The sequence below is a fragment of the Sphingobacteriales bacterium genome (genome assembly GCA_016711285.1).
Taxonomy (GTDB): domain Bacteria; phylum Bacteroidota; class Bacteroidia; order Chitinophagales; family UBA2359; genus JADJTG01.
In genome coordinates, this window is the sequence record JADJTG010000008.1 from 1 (window position 1) to 23,695 (window position 23,695).

22 protein-coding genes and 7 pseudogenes are annotated in these 23,695 nt (G+C 42.0%); 13 read left to right on the top strand and 16 right to left on the bottom strand.

Annotated elements, in window-relative coordinates:
- The 3 genes and pseudogenes from IPL35_05580 to IPL35_05590 all read right to left on the bottom strand — a co-directional run bounded on the left by IPL35_05580 (position 1) and on the right by IPL35_05590 (position 1,811).
- A pseudogene (locus IPL35_05580) lies at positions 1-127 on the bottom strand (CBS domain-containing protein).
- A 420-nt stretch (positions 128-547) separates the two neighbouring features.
- A complete protein-coding gene (locus IPL35_05585; protein MBK8442906.1) occupies positions 548-877 on the bottom strand; it encodes a hypothetical protein in 330 nt (109 codons plus the stop codon).
- 157 nt (positions 878-1,034) lie between these two features.
- A pseudogene (locus IPL35_05590) lies at positions 1,035-1,811 on the bottom strand ((Fe-S)-binding protein).
- A gap of 321 nt (positions 1,812-2,132) precedes the next feature.
- On the opposite strand from IPL35_05590, the pseudogene IPL35_05595 reads away from it, so the two are divergent.
- From IPL35_05595 to IPL35_05625, 7 genes and pseudogenes are all read left to right on the top strand, one after another.
- Positions 2,133-2,518 (top strand): annotated as a pseudogene (locus tag IPL35_05595) (RidA family protein).
- Positions 2,519-2,673: 155 nt separating this feature from the next.
- Positions 2,674-3,263: pseudogene (locus IPL35_05600) on the top strand (HNH endonuclease).
- A gap of 56 nt (positions 3,264-3,319) precedes the next feature.
- Positions 3,320-4,184 (top strand): annotated as a pseudogene (hemC, locus tag IPL35_05605) (hydroxymethylbilane synthase).
- Positions 4,172-4,498: a hypothetical protein gene (locus IPL35_05610; protein MBK8442907.1), complete on the top strand. Its 327-nt coding sequence runs from the start codon at positions 4,172-4,174 to the stop codon at positions 4,496-4,498. The pseudogene hemC and the gene IPL35_05610 overlap by 13 nt, the downstream one beginning before the upstream one ends.
- Positions 4,482-4,640 carry a hypothetical protein gene (locus tag IPL35_05615; GenBank protein MBK8442908.1) on the top strand — a complete coding sequence of 53 codons (159 nt, stop codon included), beginning with the start codon at positions 4,482-4,484 and terminating at the stop codon, positions 4,638-4,640. Before IPL35_05610 ends, IPL35_05615 begins: the two co-directional genes overlap by 17 nt.
- 8 nt (positions 4,641-4,648) lie before the next feature.
- Complete coding sequence (locus IPL35_05620; protein MBK8442909.1) at positions 4,649-4,885, top strand: uroporphyrinogen-III synthase; 237 nt, start codon at positions 4,649-4,651, stop codon at positions 4,883-4,885.
- 214 nt (positions 4,886-5,099) lie between these two features.
- Positions 5,100-6,624: pseudogene (locus IPL35_05625) on the top strand (glycine--tRNA ligase).
- Here IPL35_05625 and IPL35_05630 read toward each other — a convergent pair.
- The 3 genes from IPL35_05630 to IPL35_05640 all read right to left on the bottom strand — a co-directional run bounded on the left by IPL35_05630 (position 6,572) and on the right by IPL35_05640 (position 10,749).
- Positions 6,572-8,062 carry a ComEC/Rec2 family competence protein gene (locus tag IPL35_05630; protein MBK8442910.1) on the bottom strand — a complete coding sequence of 497 codons (1,491 nt, stop codon included), beginning with the start codon at positions 8,060-8,062 and terminating at the stop codon, positions 6,572-6,574. The pseudogene IPL35_05625 and the gene IPL35_05630 overlap by 53 nt on opposite strands.
- Positions 8,063-9,098: 1,036 nt before the next feature.
- Positions 9,099-10,007, bottom strand: a complete 909-nt coding sequence (locus IPL35_05635; protein ID MBK8442911.1) for a hypothetical protein — start codon at positions 10,005-10,007, stop codon at positions 9,099-9,101.
- Complete coding sequence (locus tag IPL35_05640; protein ID MBK8442912.1) at positions 9,931-10,749, bottom strand: PDZ domain-containing protein; 819 nt, start codon at positions 10,747-10,749, stop codon at positions 9,931-9,933. Before IPL35_05640 ends, IPL35_05635 begins: the two co-directional genes overlap by 77 nt.
- Positions 10,750-11,156: 407 nt before the next feature.
- Here IPL35_05640 and IPL35_05645 point away from each other — a divergent pair, with 407 nt between their 5' ends.
- From IPL35_05645 to IPL35_05665, 5 genes and pseudogenes are all read left to right on the top strand, one after another.
- A complete protein-coding gene (locus IPL35_05645; protein MBK8442913.1) occupies positions 11,157-11,972 on the top strand; it encodes a glycogen/starch synthase in 816 nt (271 codons plus the stop codon).
- Positions 11,973-12,187: 215 nt separating this feature from the next.
- Positions 12,188-13,531 (top strand): DUF4270 domain-containing protein, encoded by a 1,344-nt coding sequence (locus IPL35_05650; GenBank protein MBK8442914.1) that lies wholly within the window; start codon positions 12,188-12,190, stop codon positions 13,529-13,531.
- Positions 13,532-13,727: 196 nt separating this feature from the next.
- Entirely contained in the window at positions 13,728-15,452 is a 1,725-nt protein-coding gene (locus tag IPL35_05655) for a peptide MFS transporter (protein ID MBK8442915.1), read from the top strand.
- Between the two features lie 260 nt (positions 15,453-15,712).
- Positions 15,713-16,525: a hypothetical protein gene (locus tag IPL35_05660; GenBank protein ID MBK8442916.1), complete on the top strand. Its 813-nt coding sequence runs from the start codon at positions 15,713-15,715 to the stop codon at positions 16,523-16,525.
- Positions 16,526-16,640: 115 nt separating this feature from the next.
- Positions 16,641-18,534, top strand: a pseudogene (locus IPL35_05665) (ABC-F family ATP-binding cassette domain-containing protein).
- A 291-nt stretch (positions 18,535-18,825) separates the two neighbouring features.
- Here IPL35_05665 and IPL35_05670 read toward each other — a convergent pair.
- From IPL35_05670 to IPL35_05705, 8 genes are all read right to left on the bottom strand, one after another.
- The gene (locus tag IPL35_05670) at positions 18,826-19,287 is read right to left on the bottom strand and encodes a glycosyltransferase (GenBank protein ID MBK8442917.1); all 462 of its coding nucleotides are present in this window, start codon (positions 19,285-19,287) and stop codon (positions 18,826-18,828) included.
- An 8-nt stretch (positions 19,288-19,295) separates the two neighbouring features.
- Positions 19,296-19,556, bottom strand: a complete 261-nt coding sequence (locus IPL35_05675; protein MBK8442918.1) for a hypothetical protein — start codon at positions 19,554-19,556, stop codon at positions 19,296-19,298.
- Entirely contained in the window at positions 19,538-20,239 is a 702-nt protein-coding gene (locus IPL35_05680; protein ID MBK8442919.1) for a hypothetical protein, read from the bottom strand. The genes IPL35_05675 and IPL35_05680 overlap by 19 nt, the downstream gene beginning before the upstream one ends.
- Positions 20,164-20,856 carry a hypothetical protein gene (locus tag IPL35_05685; protein MBK8442920.1) on the bottom strand — a complete coding sequence of 231 codons (693 nt, stop codon included), beginning with the start codon at positions 20,854-20,856 and terminating at the stop codon, positions 20,164-20,166. The genes IPL35_05680 and IPL35_05685 overlap by 76 nt, the downstream gene beginning before the upstream one ends.
- Positions 20,857-21,295: 439 nt before the next feature.
- Positions 21,296-21,622, bottom strand: a complete 327-nt coding sequence (locus tag IPL35_05690; GenBank protein ID MBK8442921.1) for a hypothetical protein — start codon at positions 21,620-21,622, stop codon at positions 21,296-21,298.
- Between the two features lie 32 nt (positions 21,623-21,654).
- Positions 21,655-21,942, bottom strand: coding sequence for a hypothetical protein (locus IPL35_05695; protein ID MBK8442922.1), 288 nt, complete (start codon positions 21,940-21,942; stop codon positions 21,655-21,657).
- Positions 21,846-22,184: a hypothetical protein gene (locus IPL35_05700; GenBank protein ID MBK8442923.1), complete on the bottom strand. Its 339-nt coding sequence runs from the start codon at positions 22,182-22,184 to the stop codon at positions 21,846-21,848. Before IPL35_05700 ends, IPL35_05695 begins: the two co-directional genes overlap by 97 nt.
- A gap of 166 nt (positions 22,185-22,350) precedes the next feature.
- A complete protein-coding gene (locus tag IPL35_05705) occupies positions 22,351-22,491 on the bottom strand; it encodes a hypothetical protein (protein MBK8442924.1) in 141 nt (46 codons plus the stop codon).
- Between the two features lie 170 nt (positions 22,492-22,661).
- On the opposite strand from IPL35_05705, the gene IPL35_05710 reads away from it, so the two are divergent.
- The gene (locus IPL35_05710) at positions 22,662-22,901 is read left to right on the top strand and encodes a hypothetical protein (GenBank protein ID MBK8442925.1); all 240 of its coding nucleotides are present in this window, start codon (positions 22,662-22,664) and stop codon (positions 22,899-22,901) included.
- A 35-nt stretch (positions 22,902-22,936) separates the two neighbouring features.
- Here IPL35_05710 and IPL35_05715 read toward each other — a convergent pair whose 3' ends face one another.
- Positions 22,937-23,260, bottom strand: coding sequence for a hypothetical protein (locus tag IPL35_05715; GenBank protein ID MBK8442926.1), 324 nt, complete (start codon positions 23,258-23,260; stop codon positions 22,937-22,939).
- Between the two features lie 80 nt (positions 23,261-23,340).
- The gene (locus IPL35_05720) at positions 23,341-23,586 is read right to left on the bottom strand and encodes a hypothetical protein (protein ID MBK8442927.1); all 246 of its coding nucleotides are present in this window, start codon (positions 23,584-23,586) and stop codon (positions 23,341-23,343) included.
- Positions 23,587-23,695 lie beyond the last annotated feature (109 nt).

Consider the following 23,695-nt stretch of genomic DNA (forward strand, 5'->3'; position numbering starts at 1 on the left):
GGGTCTTCGGCATCGGCAGGTATTTTAAAATGGATTCCACCAAATCGTGTAAAGTGATGATACCCTGCAAACTGCCATATTCATCTACCACTACTGCAAAATACAACATATTTTCCAGAAACAACTCCCAATAGGGTGGCGACTTGCGCAGGCACTGATAGAGGTGCTTTTAAAATGCTGCGCAACGAAAACTTAGGATTTTGAATATTGCCTGTAATCTTTCTGGATTCAGTACTTCCATCTTTTATCTATATTTTTCGTCACAAAGCAGAAGTTTGGAATAAAAACTCTCTTTGATTTGGTGTTCTATTACATCAGACGGCTCACTAATATCCATTCCTGTCGCTGCGGTGGGTCATCATAGTTTGAGCGCGGCGGTCGGTAAAACGGAATAAATTGTTTTGCAAGGTGGTTTCGTCCTGTTCCAAAACGCCGTGTTTGCCCGCCATTTTTATCATCATCTTCAATTCCTCCTCCGATACTGCCTGCTCGTCATTTTCTTTGATAAAGCATTTTTAAGATGAGTTTGGTAGATAAAGAGGTAATTTTACAAAGGATAAGTGATTTTTATGTAAGAATTTGAACGAAAGGGCAGCGACATATTATATTTCGGGATAATTGTTACCGTGGTTTGAGGCCCAATTCGCCGATGGTAGAGAAATAAGTAATGAGCGTAACAACAATAAACGCCATATTGTCGGCGTAGGGTGCTGTCTTTCCAATTGGGCCAGCGCGGCGAGCAAATATTTGGAAAGTTGATATCGCGCGCCGAAATAACGCAAAGTGAGGTGTGCCCACCTGCATTGTAAACAAATTTCAGGTTTCCAAAAGTTTTAGTGCAGATACCTGCTCCTGTATTGCCCCCCAGCGGCGGCACTTTCTCTAATCTCCCTTTTTGCTCGATACCAGCATCTCCGACGAAAAACGCCGTTGAGCAAGAACAAAAGAAATATCGCTATTTTCCTTAGTAAATGCGCTTGCAAAGATAAGCCATAAAAGCTGATATGCAGATATATTTGGCGGGTACTGTATTTTTAAACAACAGAATTATTGCGTAAAGTTTCATCAAGCAGTTCTGCCAGGTCTTTTACTTTGGTGCGCTCGTGCAGGTCGGTTTCTTTGAGAGCATCGGTGAGCATTGTATTACAAAACGGACAAGCCACCGCTACAATATCGGGTTGTATTTCTACTATATCTTTGCTGCGCTCCTGATTGATGCGCAATTTTTCCCTTCGTCCTCCTTGAACATTTGCGCGCCGCCTGCTCCGCAGCAGAGTCCGTTTTGTCAGGAGCGTTTCATTTCCACCAAGTCGGCATCTAAGGCTTCCGAGCAAAGCGCGCGGGCTTCGTAGATGTCGTTGGCTCTGCCCAGATAGCAAGAGTCGGTAGGTAATTTTTTTTCCTTTAAAGTGCCGCCGCCCTGTAATTTGATGCGGCCACTGTTGATAAGCTGTTGTAAATAATCGCTGTGATGTATTACTTCGTAGTTGCCGCCGAGTTCGCTGTATTCATTTTTAAGTGTATTAAAGCAATGCGGGCAGTTGGTAACAATCTTTTTCACTTCGTAATTATTCAGCGTAGCGATATTCATTTGCGCCTGCATCTGAAACAAAAACTCATTACCCGGCACGGCGGGCGGGATCGCCCAGTACATAATTCTTCTTCCCTAAAATAGCAAAAGAAACGCCGATACGATTTAAAATACGCACCAAAGCCTTGCTCACCGACTGAGCACGTTGGTCAAAACTGCCCGCACAACCCACCCAAAACAATACTTCGGGCTGCTTACCTTCGGCAGTCAACTCTGCCATAGTAGGAATTTTACTTCATTCATAGATGCTGGAAAATTAATAAACAGGTAAATAAACAAAAAACAATATATAATGTTACATTAAGTATAAGAAAGGCTTGAAAACGCAATTAATACAGCAAACTGTATTTAATCATACAAAAAAACGTATTTTTTTACTAAAACTATTAAAAAATAGTAGTTCTATTTAAAAATAGATAATAAATTGCGTCTTCTTTCAATCCTTCTATCGTCGGCTTACCTCTTTGGATATTTTTATTATCTTTAACGCACCGATTTTATCAATGATGGCATCAGGTATCGCAACATTTTTTATAAATATATGAATAATCGGTTCATATTAACACACGAAGCTCCTGCCCCTATCGGTCCTTACAGCCAGGCAGTATGGGCAGGTGATTTATTATTTGTTTCAGGTCAAATTCCTATCTGTGCTGCCGACGGCACTTTGGTTCGAGGTTCTGTTGCTGATGAAACGCGACAAGTGATGCAAAATTTACAGGCTATTCTTCATACGGCGGGGCTTTCTTTCAACATGTTGTAAAACAACCATTTTTCTAAAGATATGGACGATTTTAGCATCGTCAATCAAGTATATGGCAGCTATTTTCAACAACATTATTATCCTGCCCGCGAAACAGTAGAAGTAGCCCGTTTGCCAAAAATGTACGCGTAGAAATTTCAGTTATTGCTTGTCGCAACATATAAATTGTTTTTTTTTTTAAAGATGTTTTTTATAAAAACTTTATCATATATAAAAATATGATTTTATTTTGTTAATCCATTCATAATTGTTATAATATATTATATTTGTCCATTCCTAAAATTTTTATTTTACTAACTATTATTTTGTCTTTTTAATTATGTACAGAAGAAACAGTCCCTTTAAAACTTTACCCGGCGAACAATGGAAAGAACTTAAAATGTTTGAACCCGGTGCACTACGACTTAATTATGCTTTATCCAACTTTGGGCGTATGGTGAGCTATACCGATAATTTTGAAGAAGGAAGCCTCATAAAGGCAGAAAATTAGCGGATACCTTACTTTTAGTTGTCGTCCCAATGGCTTGAATAAATCGTATCTTATTCATAAGTTAGTAGCGGAATATTTTCTTCCTAAAGAAGAGAAGATCAAAATTATGTCATTCACGTTGATTATAATAAAATGAATAATAATGTGAATAATTTGCGTTGGGTAAACAGAGCAGAAGTAAGTTTGCATCAAGAAAACAACCCCAATATTATCGCTATGCGCGAAAAACGCCGTTTGGAACCCACCTACAAAGGTCATAAACTGACGGCTACAAAAGTAAAGATGATAAAAAACTCATCTTTGACCCCAAACGCAAAACGCGTATGCGCATCATCGCCAAGCAGTTCGGCATCACCGAAATGCAGCTTTATCGCATCAAATCAGGCGAAAACTGGGGACACGTTAAGTTAGACGATTGATTTTAAATTACACTTTTTAGGGCTTGAATAGCAAATTGATGTACCTTCGCGGTTGCATGCGCTATCCAAACAACCAACCTATTATTATCGGCTCACGCGGCAGTCGGTTGGCACTGTGGCAGGCGGTTTTGTACAACAACAACTGCAACAATTGGGGTATGCCGTAGAAATTCGTATTATCAAAACGCAAGGCGATGTCATTCAGCACCTTTCCTTTGAAAAAATGGAAGGAAAGGGTTTTTTACCAAAGAATTAGAGGAATCTTTGCTGAAAGAAGAAATAGATGTTGCGGTACATTCCCTTAAAGATTTGCCCACGCAACAGCCCGAAGGTTTATTGCATCGCCGCCAACTCCTACCGCGAAAATCCCTGCGACTGCCTCCTCATTCGCCGCGATGCCTTAGACAGCACCGCCTTTTGGCAGCTCAAAGCGGGAGCCATCGTGGGTACTTCATCGCCGCGCCGCACGGCTCTGCTCCAACATTTCCGCCCCGATGTGCAAATTCAATCGTTGCGCGGCAATGTGCCTACCCGTATATCCAAGCTCGAAGCGGGCTACGATGCCGTATTGCTCGCCGCCGCCGGTTTAGAACGCCTCCAATTAGATACCTCAGCGTATCAGGTGCTTCATCTGCCGCCGCAGCGTTTTGTGCCTGCACCTGCTCAGGGTGTTTTGGCATTACAAACCCGCAGCCACGATACCGAACTCCGCCAAATTCTCGCCCACATACACCGCCCCGATATAGCCGAAACCACCGCCGTAGAACGCCACCTGCTCCAACTTTTGGAGGGCGGCTGCCGCGAACCGATGGGGGCATATTGTACCAAACACCAAAATACTTATCAGGTGTGGGTGGCTTTTTCGGAAAAAATGCCCCTTTGCGACGTGCGCTTGTAGAGAGCAGTCGGTGGAGGCTGTAGCGGCTTCGGTGTGGAATATTTTTAAAAACCCGCGCCGCCTGCGTGTATTCATCTCGCGCGAAGTGGACGACACGGGATATTTCGCTCAACAAATGCGCGCAACAACATCAACTGGCGGCACAGTCTTTGGTGACGTTCCGCGCTTTGCTGGCTGCCGAAATGCCCGCCTGCGGCTGGGTGTTTTTACGAGCAGCAAGGGCGTGGAGTTTTTGCGGCGCAAACAAAATACCACACTGCCACCCACGCTCAAATGGGCTGCTTTAGGAGCAGGAACGGCTGCCACATTACGCCCGGACTTTGCACATAGAAGCTGATTTTTGTGGCAACGGCAATGCCGCCGATGCTGCACCTTTATTTGAAAAAGAGGTAATGGGGCAGAAAGTATTGTTTCCGCAAGCTACCAACAGTTTGCGCTCGATGCAAGAACTATTGAGCAAGGCGGGCAAATACAAATAAAAGATTGGGTGATTTATGATAATACTCCTGCCACCGATACAACATTAGCTGCCGATGAATTTGATGTGCTTATTTTCACAAGCCCGCTTAATGTTGATGCTTTTGTGCAACAGTTTTCTATTCGGGAGCATCAAAAAATAATTGCTATTGGCGGCACCACTGCCCAACGCTTGCAGCACTACGGCTACACGGCGTGTGTGGCACACAGCCCCGATGAAATGGCTTTGGCAGCTTGGGTATATTAAAGAAAATATATTGTAACTTCGCACTTCTTTTTTTAACACATTTTTTAAAAAATAATACAAATTATTACCAACTCTTATCAGGTATTGTTTTTGTTGTAAAACATTAAATTTTCAGTTTATTCATCATTTACAATTATCCTTTTTAACATCAACATTTGTATTTTTTCATTTTTCATTTATTGTTTTTCATCTTTTATATTTTTCAATGAAAGCTATCAACGTTGCCGAACATTTTAAAACGCTCATTTCCCATTGCAAAGAATACGGTTTTATTTTCCTTCCAGCGAAATATATGACGGTTTGAGTGCCGTGTATGATTATGGACCTTATGGTTCTTTGCTCAAAAACAACATCAAGGAATATTGGTGGAAAAGTATGGTACAAATGCACGAAAACATTGTGGGTATTGATGCCGCTATTTTATGCACCCCAAAACGTGGAAGGCTTCGGGGCACGTTGATGCTTTTAACGACCCGCTGATAGATAATAAAGACAGCAAAAAACGCTATCGTGCTGATGTATTGATTGAAGATTTTGTGGCAAAAATTGATGCCAAAATAGATAAAGAAGTAGAAAAAGCGGCGGCACGTTTTGGCGACAGCTTTGATAAAGAGATGTTTGTGGCTACCAATGCGCGGTGCAGGAGTATGTGAAGAAAAAGAAGAAATTATGGGTCGCTTCACAACAGCCACGGCGCAGGGCGATATGGCGGGTTTGAAAGCTATCATTGACGACAACGAAATGCTTGCCCCGAAAGCGGCAGCCGCAACTGGACGGAGGTGCGTCAATTTAATTTGATGTTTTCTACAAATGGGAGCAGTAGCCGAAGAGTCCAATACGCTGTATTTGCGTCCGAAACGGCACAGGGTATTTTTGTAAACTTTTGAACGTACTCAACACGGCACGCCAAAAAGTGCCTTTCGGTATTGCCCAAATCGAAAGCCTTCCGCAACGAAATTGTAGCGCGGCAGTTTATATTCCGTATGCGCGAGTTTGAGCAAATGGAGATGCAGTTTTTTGTGCGTCCGGGCGAAGAGATGGAATGGTACAACTACTGGAAAAGCAAACGTATGGCGTGGCATCGCGCTATTTTTCCCGAAAATGCGTTGCGATTCAAAGACCACGACAATTTGGCGCACTATGCCAATGCTGCCGTAGATGTTCAATTTGATTTTCCTTTCGGATTCAAAGAATTGGAGGGTATTCACAGCCGCACCGACTTTGATTTGAGTCGCCATCAGGGGTTGTCGGGCAAAAAATTGCAGTATTTTGACAGCGAACTCCAGCAAGCTATGTGCCGTATGTGGTGGAAACTTCGGTGGGGTTAGACCGTATGTTTTTGGCGGTGATTGACAGTTGCCTCACCGAAGAAGAAGTAAACGATGCGCAAGGCGAAGCTGCCACACACCGTATTGCGCGTGCCGGCGGCTTTGGCTCGGTAAAAGTGGCGATACTGCCGCTTCTCAAAAACCGCGAAGAACTTACCAACAAAGCGCGTGAGATTTTCCAACGTCTCAAAATGGAATTTATTTGTCAGTATGACGAAAAAGATGCCATTGGTCGCCGCTATCGCCGCCAAGATGCCATCGGTACGCCTTATTGTGTAACTATTGAGTTTTGATACGCTAAACGATGATACCGTTACTTTGCGCGAGCGCGACAGTATGGAGCAGGTGCGTATTCACATCAGCGAAATAGAAAACATTGTGCGCAGCAAAGTGAGTTTTCCACTTTACTGAAATAGAATAGTCTTTTTGTAAAAAATATTTTCAAAAAAGCAAGCGGTGCTGTACACAAAAAGCTGTACACATTGCTTGCTTTTTCATTATTCGCTGTTTTGTTGTTGATATGCTTGTATTTCGTAGCGGTATGCACCCGTTCAGCAGTGGCGTATAATTGCGGAAATGTTTTTTCAGCCGTTGAACCTCGTACCACGCCACCGAGCCATCGGCGATAATCGGAGTATCGGGAGCAAGCTGTCGTAAAATCTGTTGCGCCTTTGCCGTTATTTTTCCGCGCAATACGACCATGTCGGCTGCCAATAACCCAGCGTATCGGGTATATTTTCGGTGCTGCCCAACAACAAAACAGATGTATGCCCGCCACCAACAAAGGAGATTGTCGCAAAATACGTTCATCAGAATAGTCATATTCCAGCAGCAAAGTATCTGTTTTCGTCAATCGCTCCTGCTTAAATCGCGGCGATATATTAAAATTGAGAGCTGCTGCATCGTGTGCCAAAGTGCTATCTCTACACAAATACACCTGTCGGTTGTGTTCAAACTCTATTGCGCTGTGTTTTGAGATATGATAAACGATGATATGCTGCGATAATGTAAAAGCTCTTTTAAAAGAAGAAGCCGACAAAATAAACAGCATCAAGAGTGCAAATTTTAGAAAAGAAACGTGCTTATTGATAAAAAACATCGTAAACCCCGCAATACAGGCATACAATACCACTGCTTCGCCTGCACTCAAAGGAAGCGGCTGCCACAAAGCTCCGGGCAAATGTTGTATGATGCCCAGCATACCATTCATAACATTAATCAACTGCTGCACCAACACGCCCAAAGCATAGCCCAAAGGCTCAATTGCGGCTACTGCCAACAACAGCAATCCCAATTTCAGCAATATATCGGCTGGAACTGCCACCAAATTGGATATTACAAAATACAAAGGAAATTGATGAAAATAATAAATCAGCAAAGGCAAAGTAGCAATACTCGCTGCCAGCGTAACGCTGATGCTGTTCCAAATCATATCTGCCCAATAATGGCGGCTTATCCACCAGTTTTGGATATAAGGATTGAGCCAAATAATACCCAAAACCGCCGAATATGACAACTGAAAACCGATATTATACAAAGATAAAGGATTGAATATCAGAAGAATAAATGCCGTTGCTGCTACGATATTCAGTGTAATTATGCGCCGCCCCAGCAACTGCCCCACGCCCACCATTGCATACATCAGGGCGGCACGCACCGCCGACACCGACAAACCCGACAACAAAGTATAAAGTACCACACAGGCTATCGCCATCACAAGTGCTGTTTGTTTGCCTTTGCGCCACCGCCGCAGCAACCACACAAAAAAAACATATAAAGTATTGCCAATAAGCAAAATATGCAATCCCGAAACCGCCAGCAAATGAATAGTGCCTGTTTCGGCATACATTTTGTACCAGTTCGCTGTCTAATTCGTAACGATACCCCAGTAACAAAGCTTTGGCAACGCCTGTTTCCTGCTCGCCGGGTACATATTTTTCCAGCAAATCCAATAAATATTGTTGCAAATGAAAAACCTGAGCCATCAATACATTGCCCTGCGAAGGAGTATCCAACAAATGATAATCCTGACTGCGCAAATATGCCTGATGGAATACATTTTGTTGCGACAAGAAAAAACGATAATCAAACTGATACGGATTGGCGGGTGGCAATACGGCTTGTAGAAACGGTATTTTTATGAGCAGAGCATCGCCATAGTGAAGTTGCGAAACGAGGCTGTCTTTTTGAAGGTACAATAATATATTCCCTCTACAATGTTGAAACGAAGCCGTAGTTGATGACAATGACGACGAAACAATTTGTGTGGCCACCGCCTGAACCGCATAAGTATTTTTCTTTTCAAGGGGCGGCTCTGCCAAATATACCGCCAAATAGGTTGTGGCGGCGGCACTATCGGAAGTCGGCGGCAACAAGTGGCTGAAGTGGTCGGGTTTGTCTTTTTGAATAAAAAAATTTACCGACAAAATACCTGTCAAAAAGAGCAACAATGACCCCATCAGACCAAGTAACCAACGATATTGCAATGCAAACAAACGAACAGATGATAACAGCACATACAAGAGGAAAACAAAAACAGTCGGTATGAAGATATTGAACATAGCCGCCTCATACAGGTTACCGCTTACAGCGATAACAATACCAAACGCATAAGGCAGCAAAAGCCGCCAAGCAGGATATTTATCCCATTGTATTTCCATATATGCAAACCGATTGGTTCAAATATAAGGAATAACTCAATATTGACAAAATACAAAAAGGAGTTTTTTAAATTTTTTAGCAAAAAAACAGATAATAACGGTATATCAGATTGCAATGAAATAGATAATGCTAAAAATCAACTAAAAATGCAGACAAATATTCTGCTTTTGTCCGTTAAAAAAATAGCATTATCCATCTTATCTTGCTTTGTCAATATTAAACGCTTAGGGGTTCAGGGATTTTAGAGCAGCTTGTATGGCGGTGTCATTTTCATTGTTGACATAATAATAGCCGTTGCCACCCCAAAGCTGACGGGCAAAAATAGCTTTTAAGGTTTTTTCTAATGGTGTGCGATAAGGGTAAATATCTTGTTCGCGAAACATCGGAAACTCTTTGCGCACATATTGCACATATTCTTTAAATACGGCGGCAGCAGGGCGATATTCTTGGGCAAAGGCTTCTTTGGTGGGGTATTTTTTCAGTTCGTTGCTATGCTTGGCAAAATATTCATAGCCGAAAGCAGGTACTATAGATTGCAGACTGAGCGCAATTTCGTTGAGATAGAGGGTATCCAAAGGCACAAACACATCAGGAATAATGCCGCCGCCGCCATAAATCACTTTTCCTGCGGCAGTGGTATATTGCAAGGAATCGTTGAATTTGATACTGTCGCGCTCGAAGAGTTCGCCACGCAAAATGCGGTTGGAAAGTTCCTCTTCATACGCTCCTTCGTGCGGAGTATTGCCGTAGGGCTTTTGAATACAGCGTCCGCTGGGTGTATAATAACGTGCCACAGTAAGCCTCATTGCGCCGCCGTCAGCCAAATCGTATTGCTCCTGCACCAAACCTTTTCCAAAAGAACGCCGCCCCACTATCAGCCCGCGGTCCCAATCCTGCAAGGCACCTGCTACAATCTCACTCGCCGATGCCGAATACTGGTCTATCAATACCGCTATTTTTTGTTTCTCAAAAATGCCCTCTTTGCTTGTCATATACTCCTCTCTGTCGGTATGGTCGCCTTCGGTGTAGAGCATAATTTTTCTGCCGCCCAGCAATTCATCTAAAATATTGGTGGCAGCATCTAAATAACCGCCGCCATTGCCGCGCAAGTCCAGCACCAACTGCTGCATCACCTTCTTTTTGCAACTGCTCCATTTTACTCATAAATTCTTTGTAGGTGGTGGCACTGAAATGGTCTATTTTGATGTAACCGATTTGTGCGTTGAGCATATAGGCAGCATCTATGCTTTCGAGCGAAATATTGTCGCGCACGATGTTCATATCTATCAAGCCGCCCAAGCCGTTGCGTGCCACCGATACTTTCACGCTGCTGCCTTTTTTGCCTTTTAGCAGTTGCACTACTTGTTCGCTGTTCAAATCTTTTCCGGCCACCAAAGAGTCGTTTACTTTCACTATTTTATCGCCTACCTGCATACCGAGTTGGCGGGCGGGGCTGTTTTCTAAGGTATTCGTGATATGAATGGTATCATTGATAATAGAAAACTCTATGCCGATGCCTTCAAAATTGCCCTCTAATTCTTCATTTACCGAACTCAACTCTTCGGGAGATATGTAGCGGGAGTGCGGGTCTAAATGTTGTAAAGTACTATTTAAAAACTCTTGCAATACTTCGCGGCGGCGGGCGGTATCCACATAACGGGCATTGATGTAGCCCATCACTTGCTCCACTACACGCTCTTCGGTAGCACCTTTGGTAGCTACGCGCTCCGACACCGGACGGCGCATTTTTAAGTTTTCGTACAGTTTAAAGCCCATCTGCATACCGATAATCATCACCAAAGCATACAAAAACGGCTGCCAAGCGCGACTACGAAAATCCTTTGGAGGAAGGGGAGAAGGAGTATTTTCTTGCATTATTGAATAATCAGAGGCGCAAAAATAAAGGTTGTCGCGTAAAAAAACGACTAAGTATATATAAAATTCTATCGCAGTACAAGATAAGCGTAAAAACTTCGCTGCAAGTATAATTTTATTTTTCTATAGCCTACGCTGCTTTTTATTTTGCAAAAGCAGCCATTTTTGGTTAAAAGCATATATTTTAAGTATCATTTATAAAATCGTGAAAAAAAACGTACCTTTGCAGCGCATTTATCAAGACCTTGCGGATATTATTCTCTTTACAGTTGTAGTTTGATTTCAAAAAAGGTGTAACGATATGTTTAGGTTCGATATATCATTTATTCTACCTGAGACATATCGGACTTTGATAAAAAATAAGTATTCGGGAATAAAAAGCGAGCAAAAATTTTCAAAACAAACAAATGGAGAAAAAACGCGTCCTATTGGCGACCCACGAAATAGACCCTTACCTAATTGAAACCGAAGCAGCCACTTTGATTAACCAACTGTCGCGCAGTTTGTTGGCAAAAGACTATGAAGTGCGTGTATTGATTCCGCGTTTTGGTGTTATCAACGAAAGGCGGCATCGTCTGCACGAAGTAGTGCGCTTGTCGGGTATCAATATCGTAATTGAAGAAGATGATTATCCGCTATTGATTAAAGTAGCTTCCTTACAGGAAACGCGCATGCAAGTGTATTTTTTGGATAATGAGGAGTTTTTTAAAAGAAAACAGGTATTTGCCGATGATGAGGGCAATTCCTTTGATGATAATACAGACCGAATGGTGTTCTTTTGCAGAGGCGTAATGGAAACCGTAAAAAAATTCGGCTGGGCTCCGGATATTATCCATGCTCACGGTTGGATGACGAGCCTGATTCCTTTGTTTCTCAAAACCGCCTACAAAAAAGAAGCGGTATTCGCCGATACCAAAATTATTTATTCGGCATATCCCAGCCCTTTGCAGGGAAATATTGAAAGTAATTTTTACAGCAAAGCCCTCATTAAAAACGTAAATGAAGAGGATTTAAAAGTATTTGCTGACAGCAGCGTGGCTTCTTTGCATACCGGAGCCGTTCATTATGCCGATGGCGTAATTGTGGGTGCAGAAGGATTGCCAACTTCGGTGTTAGATGTGATTCACGCTTCTGACAAGCCGCATTTGGACTATGCTCCCGAACAGGATTTGGAGGCATATATCAATTTTTATCAAATGTTGTTTGCCGAAGAAACCAAATAAGTAACCCTTTTATATTTTTTTACGTTAATCAGCACAATACTCTGTGCTGCTTTTTGAGCAGTGCAGGGTGTAGTAAAGAGTATTGATGTTGTTTTGGGCGGTGTGTATGGTTGTAAATGAGGAGTGATTGCCTGATGGTTTGATATTATATAGGTATAATTTATACGTTGTTCTGTCGTTTTTTATTTCTTTTGAAAAATTGTATGCTTAATACATTGAAAAAAAATCCTTTTTATCATTGGCTCACAGCCTGTTATATTGTGCTGCTCACTTTGGCGGCGGCTTCCTGTAATGAAAGCACTGAATTAGGCAATGACTTTTTAGACAATGATGATAATCCTATCAATACAATTTTTACGGATACGCTCACGCTAAAAGTGCAGTTGGAACGCCGCGATTCTCTGATTACCAGCAGCAGTGCTACGCAATTACTCGGCGTATTGCACGACCCCATTTTCGGTACTTCACAGGCGAGTATGTATGCCCAGCTCACCATTCCATACTCCGACCTGACCTTTGGCACTAATCCTATTATTGACTCGGTAGTGCTTACTTTGCCCTACGATTATTCTTTTAATCCCGTTTATGGCAATGCGGCGGCGCAACACGATATTTATGTGTATCGCCTCACGCAGCGCATCACCGACACGATACATTATTCTTACGAAACTTTCGGCTACGACCCTCAATGGGTTGCAAAAGTAGAAGATGAAACTTTTGCACCCACCGACTCTGTGTATATTCTTCCTGCCGACTCTCTGCCGCCGCAATTGCGTATTTCAATGCCACTCGCTATCGGCGAAGAAATTAAGGACTCCTCCATAACACACCCCGAAATTTTTGAAAGTAGTGCCAATTTTAAAGATGCTTTTTATGGTTTTTATATTGCTTGCGACTCCACTAAAGGAAATAGCATGGCGCGTATGCTCAGAGGCACTTCGCGGCTTTCGGTGTATTACAGCGAGCATCCGAACGATACCACCATCAACAACAAAGTGCATCATTTCCCTTTAACTATCAACAGTTTTAATCATTTTCAGCACAATTATATCGGTACTCCTGTTGCCGAAGCCCTGAACAATAGCGGCGATGTTACTGCTCCTTATTTATTTCTGCAGGGTATGGAAGGCATTGATATGAACATCACAGTTCCTTACATCAATCGTTTAGGAAATATTATTATCAACGGAGCGCAATTGGAGGTCAGCCAAACGAATGATTTGGACGCAGGCAGTTTTACTTTTGACCCACCCAAGCAACTTTATTTTAATATCAAGGGTGATTCTGGATTTTATAAAACTGCTGACCAGCAAGTCGGCTATCCTTCGGATACTTTGGAAGATAATTCGGTGCAGTATCATTTGAGTATGGCACGCACCCTCAATAATGTGTTTGTAATAGAAAAAGACAGCACTTCAGAAATAGCCGCAGGCAATATAAATCGCTATGATTTGAGTGGTCCTGACCGCTATATGAATCCGTATCGTTTGGTGGCGGGCAGCACTTCGCATACTTCCAAGCCCTTAAAATTATTGCTCTATTATACCAAAATAGATTAAATAAAAAATAAGGGACAGCAATGAAAAGGATAGTGTTGTATTAAATATTATCATTTTTCATCTATTCTTTTAATTTATTATTTTATATTCGCAAATCGCTTCGCCAAAGTGAAAGGAAAAAGTATATCCTTTATTTTGGCGATAATTTTTTATATTTATTCTAATAAACTTATTCAACAACGTAAGAAGTATTTACATGGATTCATCTAATCAACAACAACAAAAAGGACACCCCACCGGACTGTGGTATTTGTTCGGTGCCGAAATGTGGGAGCGTTTTGGCTATTATTTGATGTTGGGCATTTTTTCGCTGTATATGCTCGATAACTGGAACAATGGCGGTATGGGTCTTGACCCAAAAACGAAGTCCGACATTTACGGCACTTATTTGGGTTTGGTGTATTTATCGCCTTTTATCGGTGGTTTGCTCGCCGACCGCGTACTGGGGTATCGTCCGTCTATTATTTTGGGCGGCTTGCTGATGGCGGCAGGTTATTTTATGCTCTCCATTCACAACGCCACTACTTTTTATGTATCGCTGTTGTTAATTATTATAGGTAATGGGTTTTTTAAACCCAATATTTCTACATTAGTGGGCAATTTGTACAGCACTGATGAGCTGAAAGATAAAAAAGATGCCGGCTACAATATATTTTATATGGGCATCAACGTAGGTGCTTTTATCTGCAATTTTGTGGCGGCATATATGCGTATCAATTATGGTTGGTGGGCTGCTTTTGTAGCTGCCGGCGTGGGTATGCTCATCGGCGTAACAGTATTTATATTGGGTACACGACACATTAAACACGTTGATGTCATCAAACCCCTGCGCGAAGGTGATATGTCCACCGCAAAAATTTTGGGAATGACCGTATTGCCAATGTTTGTTTTTGGTATATTGGGTTACTTGATTCCGGGTAATTTTTTGGGTTCTGATACTAACGATGCCTTTATTATCGGTTGTCTGCCGGTTATTGGTTTCTTTATTTATCTCGCCTTTACTTCCGAAGCCAAAGAGAGTCGCGCTATCAAGGCTTTGTTGGCGGTATTTTCCTGCGTGATTTTGTTTTTTGCTATTTTTCATCAAAACGGCGATGCCCTCACCGTGTGGGCAGAAGACCATACCGACCGCAAAATGTCGGAAAGCGTAGCCAATGTAGCTGATAATATAGGTATGGCGCAAGTTGTTGTGAACAACGATATTGTAGCCGCCGACGCTGCTACTTTCAATGCAAAAATAGCGGAAATGCGCACCGCCGAACAAGCGATGCCCAGCAATACGCCGCAGGAGTTGAAAGCCAAAGCAGACGTTACGAACGAAATTTCTCAGTTGGAAAAATCGCGTAAATATTTTGAAAGCCTACCGCCTTCCGAAATTCCGCCCAAAGGCAGCAATCTCAAATTATATTCTACGGAGTTGTATCAGTCCATCAATCCTTTTTGGGTGGTGGTACTCACACCTATATTAGTGGGTTTTTGGGGCTATTTGCGCCGTAAGAAAAAAGAGCCCAGCACACCTACCAAAATTGCACTCGGCTTGTTGATAACGGCACTATCGGCTTTGGTAATGGTGGGGGCAGTGCTCTCTACCAATAGCCTGAGTATCAAAGCCGGTTCGTGGTGGCTCATTGCCTCGTATGGCGTAATCACATTGGGCGAGTTGTGCCTGTCGCCGATGGGATTGTCGTTGGTGTCGAAACTCAGCCCGCCGCGCATTACGGCATTGATGATGGGCGGATTTTTTCTGGCGATTTCGGTGGGCAACAAACTGTCGGGTATGTTGTCGAGTTTGTGGGAAACTTTTCCGCAAAAAGAAAATTTCTTCCTACTCAACTTTGGTTTGGTAATGGCTGCTGCCGTTTTGTTGTTTTTGATGTTGCGCTGGCTCAATAACGTCATGCGCGAAAATAATGTGCATTAAATTCAAAAGGTATATCATCAAAAAACCTCTTGCTCAATTATGAACAAGAGGTTTTTTTGTTTGATAAATGAATGTTTTGCAGAGCTTGATATAATTTCATTAGTTGTTATTTTTTACTAAGCAACATATAACACATTGATTGTATCTTTATACATACAGCATTATTTATTTTTTTCAATAACTTTATATTTTTATTCTATATGAAAATTCTATTTTACATATTATCAGCTATAAGTCTGTTCAATGTTTGCAGCAATGATATGATAGCTCAACAAAGTGCACCAGCAACTCCTGATATACAATTTTTTGCAGGTAGGCGCACTTCTTTTCCTGAGTTTAATGACCCGCGGATTTTGCACCATTTTTCGGGTGAGGCTCTTCATTGTACCGAGTTTGGAGTTCGCATTCAATACAACAACAGCCCTTGGGCGGCAAAACTTTCTTTTATTTCAGGTAAAACTAGCACGACGGCTCAATCAAATTTTGAATATATCCTCCTTTTTGCCAGCCAGCAGCATCATTTAAAAATCAATCAATACGGTGCTACTGCCACACTTTTATACAATATACCGCTAAATCGCACCAAAAAAAATAACATATTCATCAGTCCGATTATAGAATTAGGTATCAGGAATTATGTATTTAACCGAAAATCATCTTTAGAGGTATGGATTGATACTATTGCTCCTTTAGAGTCGGGCATTGATATTACGAAAGCCGAATATGTGAATTACGGAGATACTTACAATAATTTGTATGAGGCAGAAAATGATATTAGTAAGCGTGCATTTAAAAATAATGGAACTGGTATATTTATTTGCGGTATTGCCGATCCTGGGTATTTGTACAATAGGGGTTATTTCGCAGGACTGGGATTGGAGATGAGTGTAAAAGATATACTGAAATTAGTTTATGGTAAAAAACACAACAACATACATATCGGCTTACAAGGCTCGGCAGCTTATCGCTTTGATACTAATAGCAAATGGAATTTGGAATATAACGCAGGTAGCATCAACAATAATATGAGTGCTTTTACAGTTTCTTTGGGCTTGCTGATGTCGTTTCGGTAATATCGGCAGCTACAACGAAGACAGATAAAGAAAGCTATTCTACAATCCTCATAAAAGCTGCTATCTTTGCAGCACGATATTGTATTATACTTTTTTGCCCCTTTTTTTATTGATTATGAATTTGCTTTATGCCGAAAATATTTCCAAAGCCTATGGCGAAAAACTCCTATTCAAAAACATCACTGTCAGCATCAACAAAGGGCAGAAAGTAGCTCTGATAGCTCGCAACGGCACCGGAAAAACTTCTTTGCTCGAAATTTTGGCGGGCAACGATGGTGCTGATTCGGGTAAGGTGTTGCTCCATCAGGGCAGTACGCTCGGCTATCTGCCTCAAAACCCCGAATTTGAAGCCACCGCCACCGTGATGGAAGCCATTTTTTCCGGCAACAACAAAACCCTCCAATTGCTCCAACGCTACGAAACCTGCCTCGCCGAACAACAACGCAACCCCACCACCGACAACAATGCGCTCCTCGCCAAGCTCACCGCCGATATTGATGCGTTGCAAGCCTGGGACTACGAAGCAAAAATCAAAGAAGTTTTGTCCAAACTCAAAATAAACGACCTCAACAAACGCACCGCTCAACTGTCGGGCGGACAACGCAAACGCCTCGCACTCGCCGCCATTCTTATCAAAGAACCCGACCTGATGATTCTTGATGAGCCGACCAACCATTTGGATATAGAAATGATTGAATGGCTCGAAAAATACCTCAACCGCCCCAGTATTACGCTCTTGCTCGTTACGCACGACCGCTATTTTTTGGACAAAATCTGTGATGAAATTATAGAACTGCGCAATGGTATTTTGCAAAAATATAAAGGAAACTACGCCTATTTTGTAGAAAAACGCGCCGAACTCGACCACAACCGCAGTCAGGAAATAGAAACCGCCCGCACCATCTATCGCCGCGAAATAGAGTGGATGCGCCAAACTCCGCAAGCACGCACCACCAAAGCCAAATCCCGCATTGATGCTTTTTATGATATTCAAGAAACTGCCCAACAACGCACCGAAGTAAAACAAGCCGAAATCGCTATAAAAATGCAAAGGCTCGGCAGCAAAATTTTGGAACTTCACAGCGTAGAAAAAAAATATGGCGACACGCCCATTATCAAAAAATTTGATTACAAATTCAAACGCTTCGACCGCATTGGCATTGCAGGAAAAAACGGCGTGGGCAAAACCACTTTTCTGAATATGTTGATGGCTTTGGAGCAGCCCGACTACGGTACTATCAAACAAGGCGATACGATTGTATTCGGCTATTATCGCCAGGATTATGTGATGGACGAAAGCAAACGTGTGATAGAAGTAGTGCGCGATGTGGCAGAATATATTGAACTCGAAAAAGGGCAAAAACTGACTGCTTTGCAACTTCTGCACCGCTTTTTATTTCCCAACGAAACCCACTACAATTATGTGTATAAGTTGAGCGGTGGCGAAAAACGCCGCTTGCACCTGCTCACCGTGCTTATGCGCAACCCCAACTTTTTAATCCTCGACGAGCCTACCAACGATTTGGATATTGATACGCTCAATGTGCTGGAAGATTTTTTGCAGCAATTTGGCGGCGTGTTGGTGGTGGTCACGCACGACCGCTATTTTATGGACAAATTGGTAGAGCATCTTTTTGTATTTGAAGGCAATGGCGAAGTGCGCGATTTTCCGGGAAAATTACACCGATTATCGCAACTGGTTGGAGGAGCAAGTTCCCGTAAAACTGCTAAAGACCCCGAAAAAAGCCGCCACCACTGTTCAAAACAACGCTGCCGCCACAACAGCCACAAAACCGAAAACAAAATTATCGTATAAAGAAAAGCAAGAATTGGAGCAAATAGAAAAAGATTTGCCGCGTTTGGAGCAGGAAAAAGCCGCATTAGAAGCCAAAATCGGGGCAGGTGGCAGCAGCAACGATATTATGCAGTGGTCGCAGCAGTTGAGTACGATATTGATGGAACTCGAAAATAAAGAAAACCGCTGGTTGGAACTGAGCGAACTGGTTTGATGAAAAATAAAATTTTTTACGCACTCCTCATCACTGTCCCTTGAGCGATTTTAACCAGATTTTAAAAAAATTGTACCCCTCCTGTCCTAGTATTTGCCATTTCATTTTACTGAAAACTATATTTTCTTTCAAACCGACTGGCAATGCCATTAATTGTATATCAGAATGGTGGTCGGCGAGATAAATAAACTCTAAATCAAAAAGATAGCGGTCAATGGTGGTTTTTAAAAAAATATCGCGCCCTTTTGATTAAAACCCTTAAGCCGCATTGAGTATCGGTAACAGAAATATTTAAAAAACACGAATTAACCAACGCAAAAAACGCGAAATAAAAATACGAAGACGCGGCACTTGTGCATAATAGTTTTTATTTTTAATACCTGCTACAATATCCGCTTTTTGTGCGGCAAGCAAGCGATACAATTGCACCAAATCGTGTTCATTGTAAGGAAAATCAATATCAGTATAGATCGTTATGGGTGCATTGCTCTGTGCCACTCCATAGCGCAAAGCGTAGCCTTTGCCCCTGTTGTGTGGGTAGTATAAATATAAAAAATCTGCGGGAAGTTGCTCCCGCAACAATATCAAATCCGCCTCATTCATTGGTGCAGAAGAGCCATCATTAACCACTATCACGCGCAGAGCGATTTCGCCGTTTAATAGCTCATGGATACACTGTACGGCTGTTATAATGTGATTTGCCCAAAATGAAGCAGGGTTGTAACAAGGCAATATAAGGTCTAAATCCGCCATTGATTTTTTTAATCTAAATAGAAATTATTGTACATTAAAGTACCACTTTTAAGCGGAGCATAAACCGCAACCTGTTGAGGGTGTATCAGCAACGAAGCAATTACAATATTTTGTCCTTTTGTTGTAACAACTGCGATATTATTGGCAGAAACAGGTGGCACTAAAAACGAACAACGCACCCAATTATGATATATATCGGCAAAGGATTTTGCACATACGCTTTTTTGTTCTGTCGCTGTGCCGTCAGGTTTTATTTCACTATACAACAATTCCGCATACCGCAGGTGCCATCAAGCACTTGAAACCAACAAGATATTTCGTATAAACCGGAATCTAAAGGAGTTAAAACACCTTTCCACAATTCTTTGGAGTTTTCTTTGACGGATAAATAAGATGAGCCCAAGTCAGTAATATCTTCGGTGTTGGCGGTAAAATTTTCCCACACAAAAGTAGCCTCTACAGAATCGGGTATATTCACCAATAAATTATTGCGGCTTTGCAAAATACTGTCGCTTTGTGCTTCAAATGTTTGTTTTACGCTATCTATATCATTGTCTGAAAAATCTTTTATAGAAAGTGTATAATAAGTAATCCCACCTCCATCAAACAAAGAATCTGATTTTTGAAGCAAATATTTTTCGTTTTCACTCAAATTTTCTTTAAATTCATTGTTGAGTACAATTAATAAATCTTTATCGGGCAAAAGTTGTGCGCTAATTTCTTTTTCTATATAAGGGCTGCTGACAACCTGAGTATGTTGCAAAGCCATTGGAATAGAGGTGCGCGAAGTAAAACCATGTATTAAAGGTATGCCGCTGAAGTAGGCAGTTTTTAGTTCGCCGCCGTGCAAGTCGCCAATATATAGTTTTTCGCTGCCTACGATACCGTATGGCAAAGGTATAATGGCTTGATAATTAGAAAAGAAACTCGTATCTTGTGCAGCCAGCAGCACGGCGGGATTGTTCGTACCAAAAAATCTGCCGCTATTTTGTTTTTAATTGCCGAAGCGTGGCGACCCAAATGCCAGTGAGCCTCCACTCCCCAAACCGACAGACTCAACACTAATATCAACACAGGTATTACCACAAAACGGCGTGTCAAATGAAGATACCACGCATATAAAGCATAAGCAGTATAAAGCGAAAATACATAGTAAAATACCCAAGCAAAGCGTCCCAAAGAGCGAAATTGACGAACCGGCGGCATCAGGTCTAACAAAAAATCCAAGCCCCAGATAAAAGGTATTGCCAGAGAAAATAAAGCGACCAGCGTTGCTGCCGCCAATATGGGGATAAAATGATCGGGCGAAAACCCCAAAGCAGAAGAACGATTTCGTTTCCAAAGGCGGGATATAAGATGATATATCGTGAAAACTGCTACAAAAAAACCTATGATGCCAACATAAGCTCGCCCTTCCCAATCCACCGAACGTATTTTTATTGCTTTATTGATAAATGCAGCCAAGGGTGTATCTGTCGGCAGAAAAATACTTTCCCAATAAGCACGGTATATATAGAAGCCATAAGGAGCATCGGGACGGTCGGAAGCATAGCTATCTGTTGCCCACATCAACAACGAAATAACAAAAACGGAATGATAAATATCAGTAGAGCGTATAGTAAGTAAGATATTTTTTGCTCCTGTTCTTTAAAAAAACAGACATAAATAGGATATGCCTATAATAGAACTCCTATAAATAAATAATATGTATAAAAACTAAAAACAGTAATGGTAAGCAGCAATAAAATAAAAATTTATTGCCACCTCTTCGGTCATTTGACTGTTCGGTTTTATTAATAAAAACCATAACAAAGGAATATAACAAGTATAGGACAGTGCATAATGCCCGACAAGGCGAACAATTTGAGATAAAGCGGTGATGAGTATTGAAACAACAGGAGTGCATACCAATGCGGCAATGTATAATAGCGGGCGATAACTAAAAAGTAGAACGGTCAATCCGATGCTCGGTATCATCAGCCCATTAAAAATACCAATCTATAGCCATCTAATGAAAAAATAAGTTTGAATGAAATGCAACACCCCGCAATAAAGGGTTGATTATCCGTAAAAATAACATGTTCAAAATGCGGATAATACATACCTTAAATAAAAAACCTTCTCCGTATTTTATATAATAAGCAGGGGTGAAATAATTTTTGATGCCATCGCCGCCGTAGCTGAATAAATAGGTATTGGGACTGAATAAAATACCTTTAAAAAAATACCATAGCAATAGAAATGCTGCAAAAATAACCGAAAGGTATTCCAAAGCACTGACAACTACAGTTTTCTGTACTGAATAAGAACGGTAAGAAGAGTAATGTTTTTTCAAAATATTTTTAAATTAAAAGATTACAAATTATCTCATCTGCCCTCATCTTTTATATCATCGCAATGGTAATGATGCGGTTCGGCGGGTGTGGGCTTTTCGGTACTCTCGCCTCCTTTTTTGGCTTGCAGCATTTTCTGTATCAGACGGTTGCGTTCGGCGGCAATGTCGCGGCGCAGTACTTCGTCTTTTTTAATGTCAAAAAAGCAAATACCGTCCACTAAAGTCATTTCGGCTTTGGCATATACCGATAAGGGGTGCTCGCTCCACAATACCACATCGGCATCTTTGCCGCTTTTGGTGCTGCCCGCGTTGCTCCACATACAGCATTTTGCCGGATCAGTGTCACGACTTCCACGCCTCCTCTTCCGTTACGCCGCCGTATTTTAGCTTTTGCAGCCTCGGTATTGAGGCGGCGAGCCATTTCGGGGTCATCAGAATTAAAAGCTACATTGATACCCATATCGTGCAAAATAGCTCCGTTGTGCGGAATGGCTTCGGCAACCTCCATTTTATAAGCCCACCAGTCGGCAAAAGAAGAAGCATTCGCTCCGTGTGCTTTCATTTTATCATAGCCACTTATATCCTTCCAAAATATGCGTAAAAGTATTGAGTGTAAAATCAAAATGTCCGCCACTTTCAATGCGCCAATTATTTCGCTTTGTACTTAGCTGGCAAGTAATGACGTTTTTTCTGCAAAAATTTCGCTCAAAGTTTCCAATTCCAAGTCTTTACGAAAGTTGGGTTTGTTTTCTGTTTTGCTCATAAGCGCGGGCGCGGCTGAAATAATCCATAAAAGAAAACCTGCTCCACCCCATGTGGGTTTGCGGAAAACGCTCCACCTGTCCATCGCCCCTTGTCTTTGTTTCCACATTTTCCCCAAAGCAAATTTAAAAAAGGAGCAGCCCTTCAAATTAATTCTGTTCGGGTGCGTAGCCCCAACGCAATTTTTTTTTTTTTTTTATCAACGCCGACTGCCCGCCGATAGGGTTAGAAGAAACCGCTCCAGCAGAATTGGTGACGCCGTTACACCACCCGCCAATTGGCGGTAAATGTTGATGTCGTCTGCATTAATAACATCACCGATGCGCTTCGGCAGATGATGCCTGCGTGCTTTCGTTTACGCCGCGATGTATGGCAATATGTGAATGTTTCGTCTAGCATACCTGCCGTAAGGTGCGCGCGGTGGCATCTATTATCCGCTTGTACCGCTGGAACTGCCAAGTCTTTACCAACTTTTACAATTTTTCCTTTTTCAATCCACACACTCAGTATTTTGTAAAATACCCTCTGCCTCATTTGTCCACACCGTGGCATTTAAACAAAAAAGTTTCCTGCTTGGGGAGATTCGCTCCAACCGAAAGCGCAAAAACGGTGCAATATAGCTCCTGCCGTTTCTTGTTGTTGGAGGCTGTCAGAAGTCGGCTTCTTTTGCTTTTCTTTCTTTTGTTGGCGACGAGAGGCTTTTGGGTCAGGGATTTTTATATTGCAAAGTCCAGTCAAGCCATTCGCCCTGAGCATTATTCCTCTTCCTTTCCAAATACTCTTTCCTGTTGCCACCTGTGAGGGCGCACTCGCATTTTTGTTGGGGCAAAACGGAAAAGTTGTGTATTTCCTGTTGCGCTTTTGAGGGAAAGGCAATATTTACATCGGTTCGGGTAAATCGTTTGATTAAAATATATGATTTGGTGGCTGCTTTTCTGGTATTGGAAAGATGCACTTTACACACGGCGGTCGTGGTTCACAGTGAGATGATACACGCCGTCTTTATTTGTGTTTTCTTTGTTGCTGATGATGAATCGGTTGCCCTGTATCCAGGTTTCGAAACCTATCGCCTTGGTGAAAACCTTATCCGTATCGGCGACCAAGAAGTTAGCAATTTTACCTTTTCCAAAGTGCCTAATTGTTCGCTCATACCCAAAAGCGCGGCGGGCGGCGGTGAGGCCTGTAAAGCAGCTTGAAGCCATAATTTTTGACGGCAAGGCGCAAATTTTCCAAAATTCCTCTTTATCACTAAACCACGGTGCTAAGAGCAAAGTAATTCCCGAGCTGCCACTTTTGCGGGATTATAAGGTG

Bases quoted from the DNA above. Each gene is read 5' to 3' on its own strand.
- IPL35_05630 (MBK8442910.1), bottom strand. From the start codon at position 8,062: ATGTATGCCGAAACAGGCACTATTCATTTGCTGGCGGTTTCGGGATTG.
- IPL35_05660 (MBK8442916.1), top strand. From the start codon at position 15,713: ATGATAGCTCAACAAAGTGCACCAGCAACTCCTGATATACAATTTTTT.
- IPL35_05670 (MBK8442917.1), bottom strand. From the start codon at position 19,287: ATGGCGGATTTAGACCTTATATTGCCTTGTTACAACCCTGCTTCATTT.
- IPL35_05700 (MBK8442923.1), bottom strand. From the start codon at position 22,184: ATGAAAGCACACGGAGCGAATGCTTCTTCTTTTGCCGACTGGTGGGCT.
- IPL35_05655 (MBK8442915.1), top strand. From the start codon at position 13,728: ATGGATTCATCTAATCAACAACAACAAAAAGGACACCCCACCGGACTG.
- IPL35_05640 (MBK8442912.1), bottom strand. From the start codon at position 10,749: ATGCAAGAAAATACTCCTTCTCCCCTTCCTCCAAAGGATTTTCGTAGT.
- IPL35_05645 (MBK8442913.1), top strand. From the start codon at position 11,157: ATGGAGAAAAAACGCGTCCTATTGGCGACCCACGAAATAGACCCTTAC.
- IPL35_05720 (MBK8442927.1), bottom strand. From the start codon at position 23,586: ATGGCTTCAAGCTGCTTTACAGGCCTCACCGCCGCCCGCCGCGCTTTT.
- IPL35_05695 (MBK8442922.1), bottom strand. From the start codon at position 21,942: ATGTGGAGCAACGCGGGCAGCACCAAAAGCGGCAAAGATGCCGATGTG.
- IPL35_05685 (MBK8442920.1), bottom strand. From the start codon at position 20,856: ATGTGGGCAACAGATAGCTATGCTTCCGACCGTCCCGATGCTCCTTAT.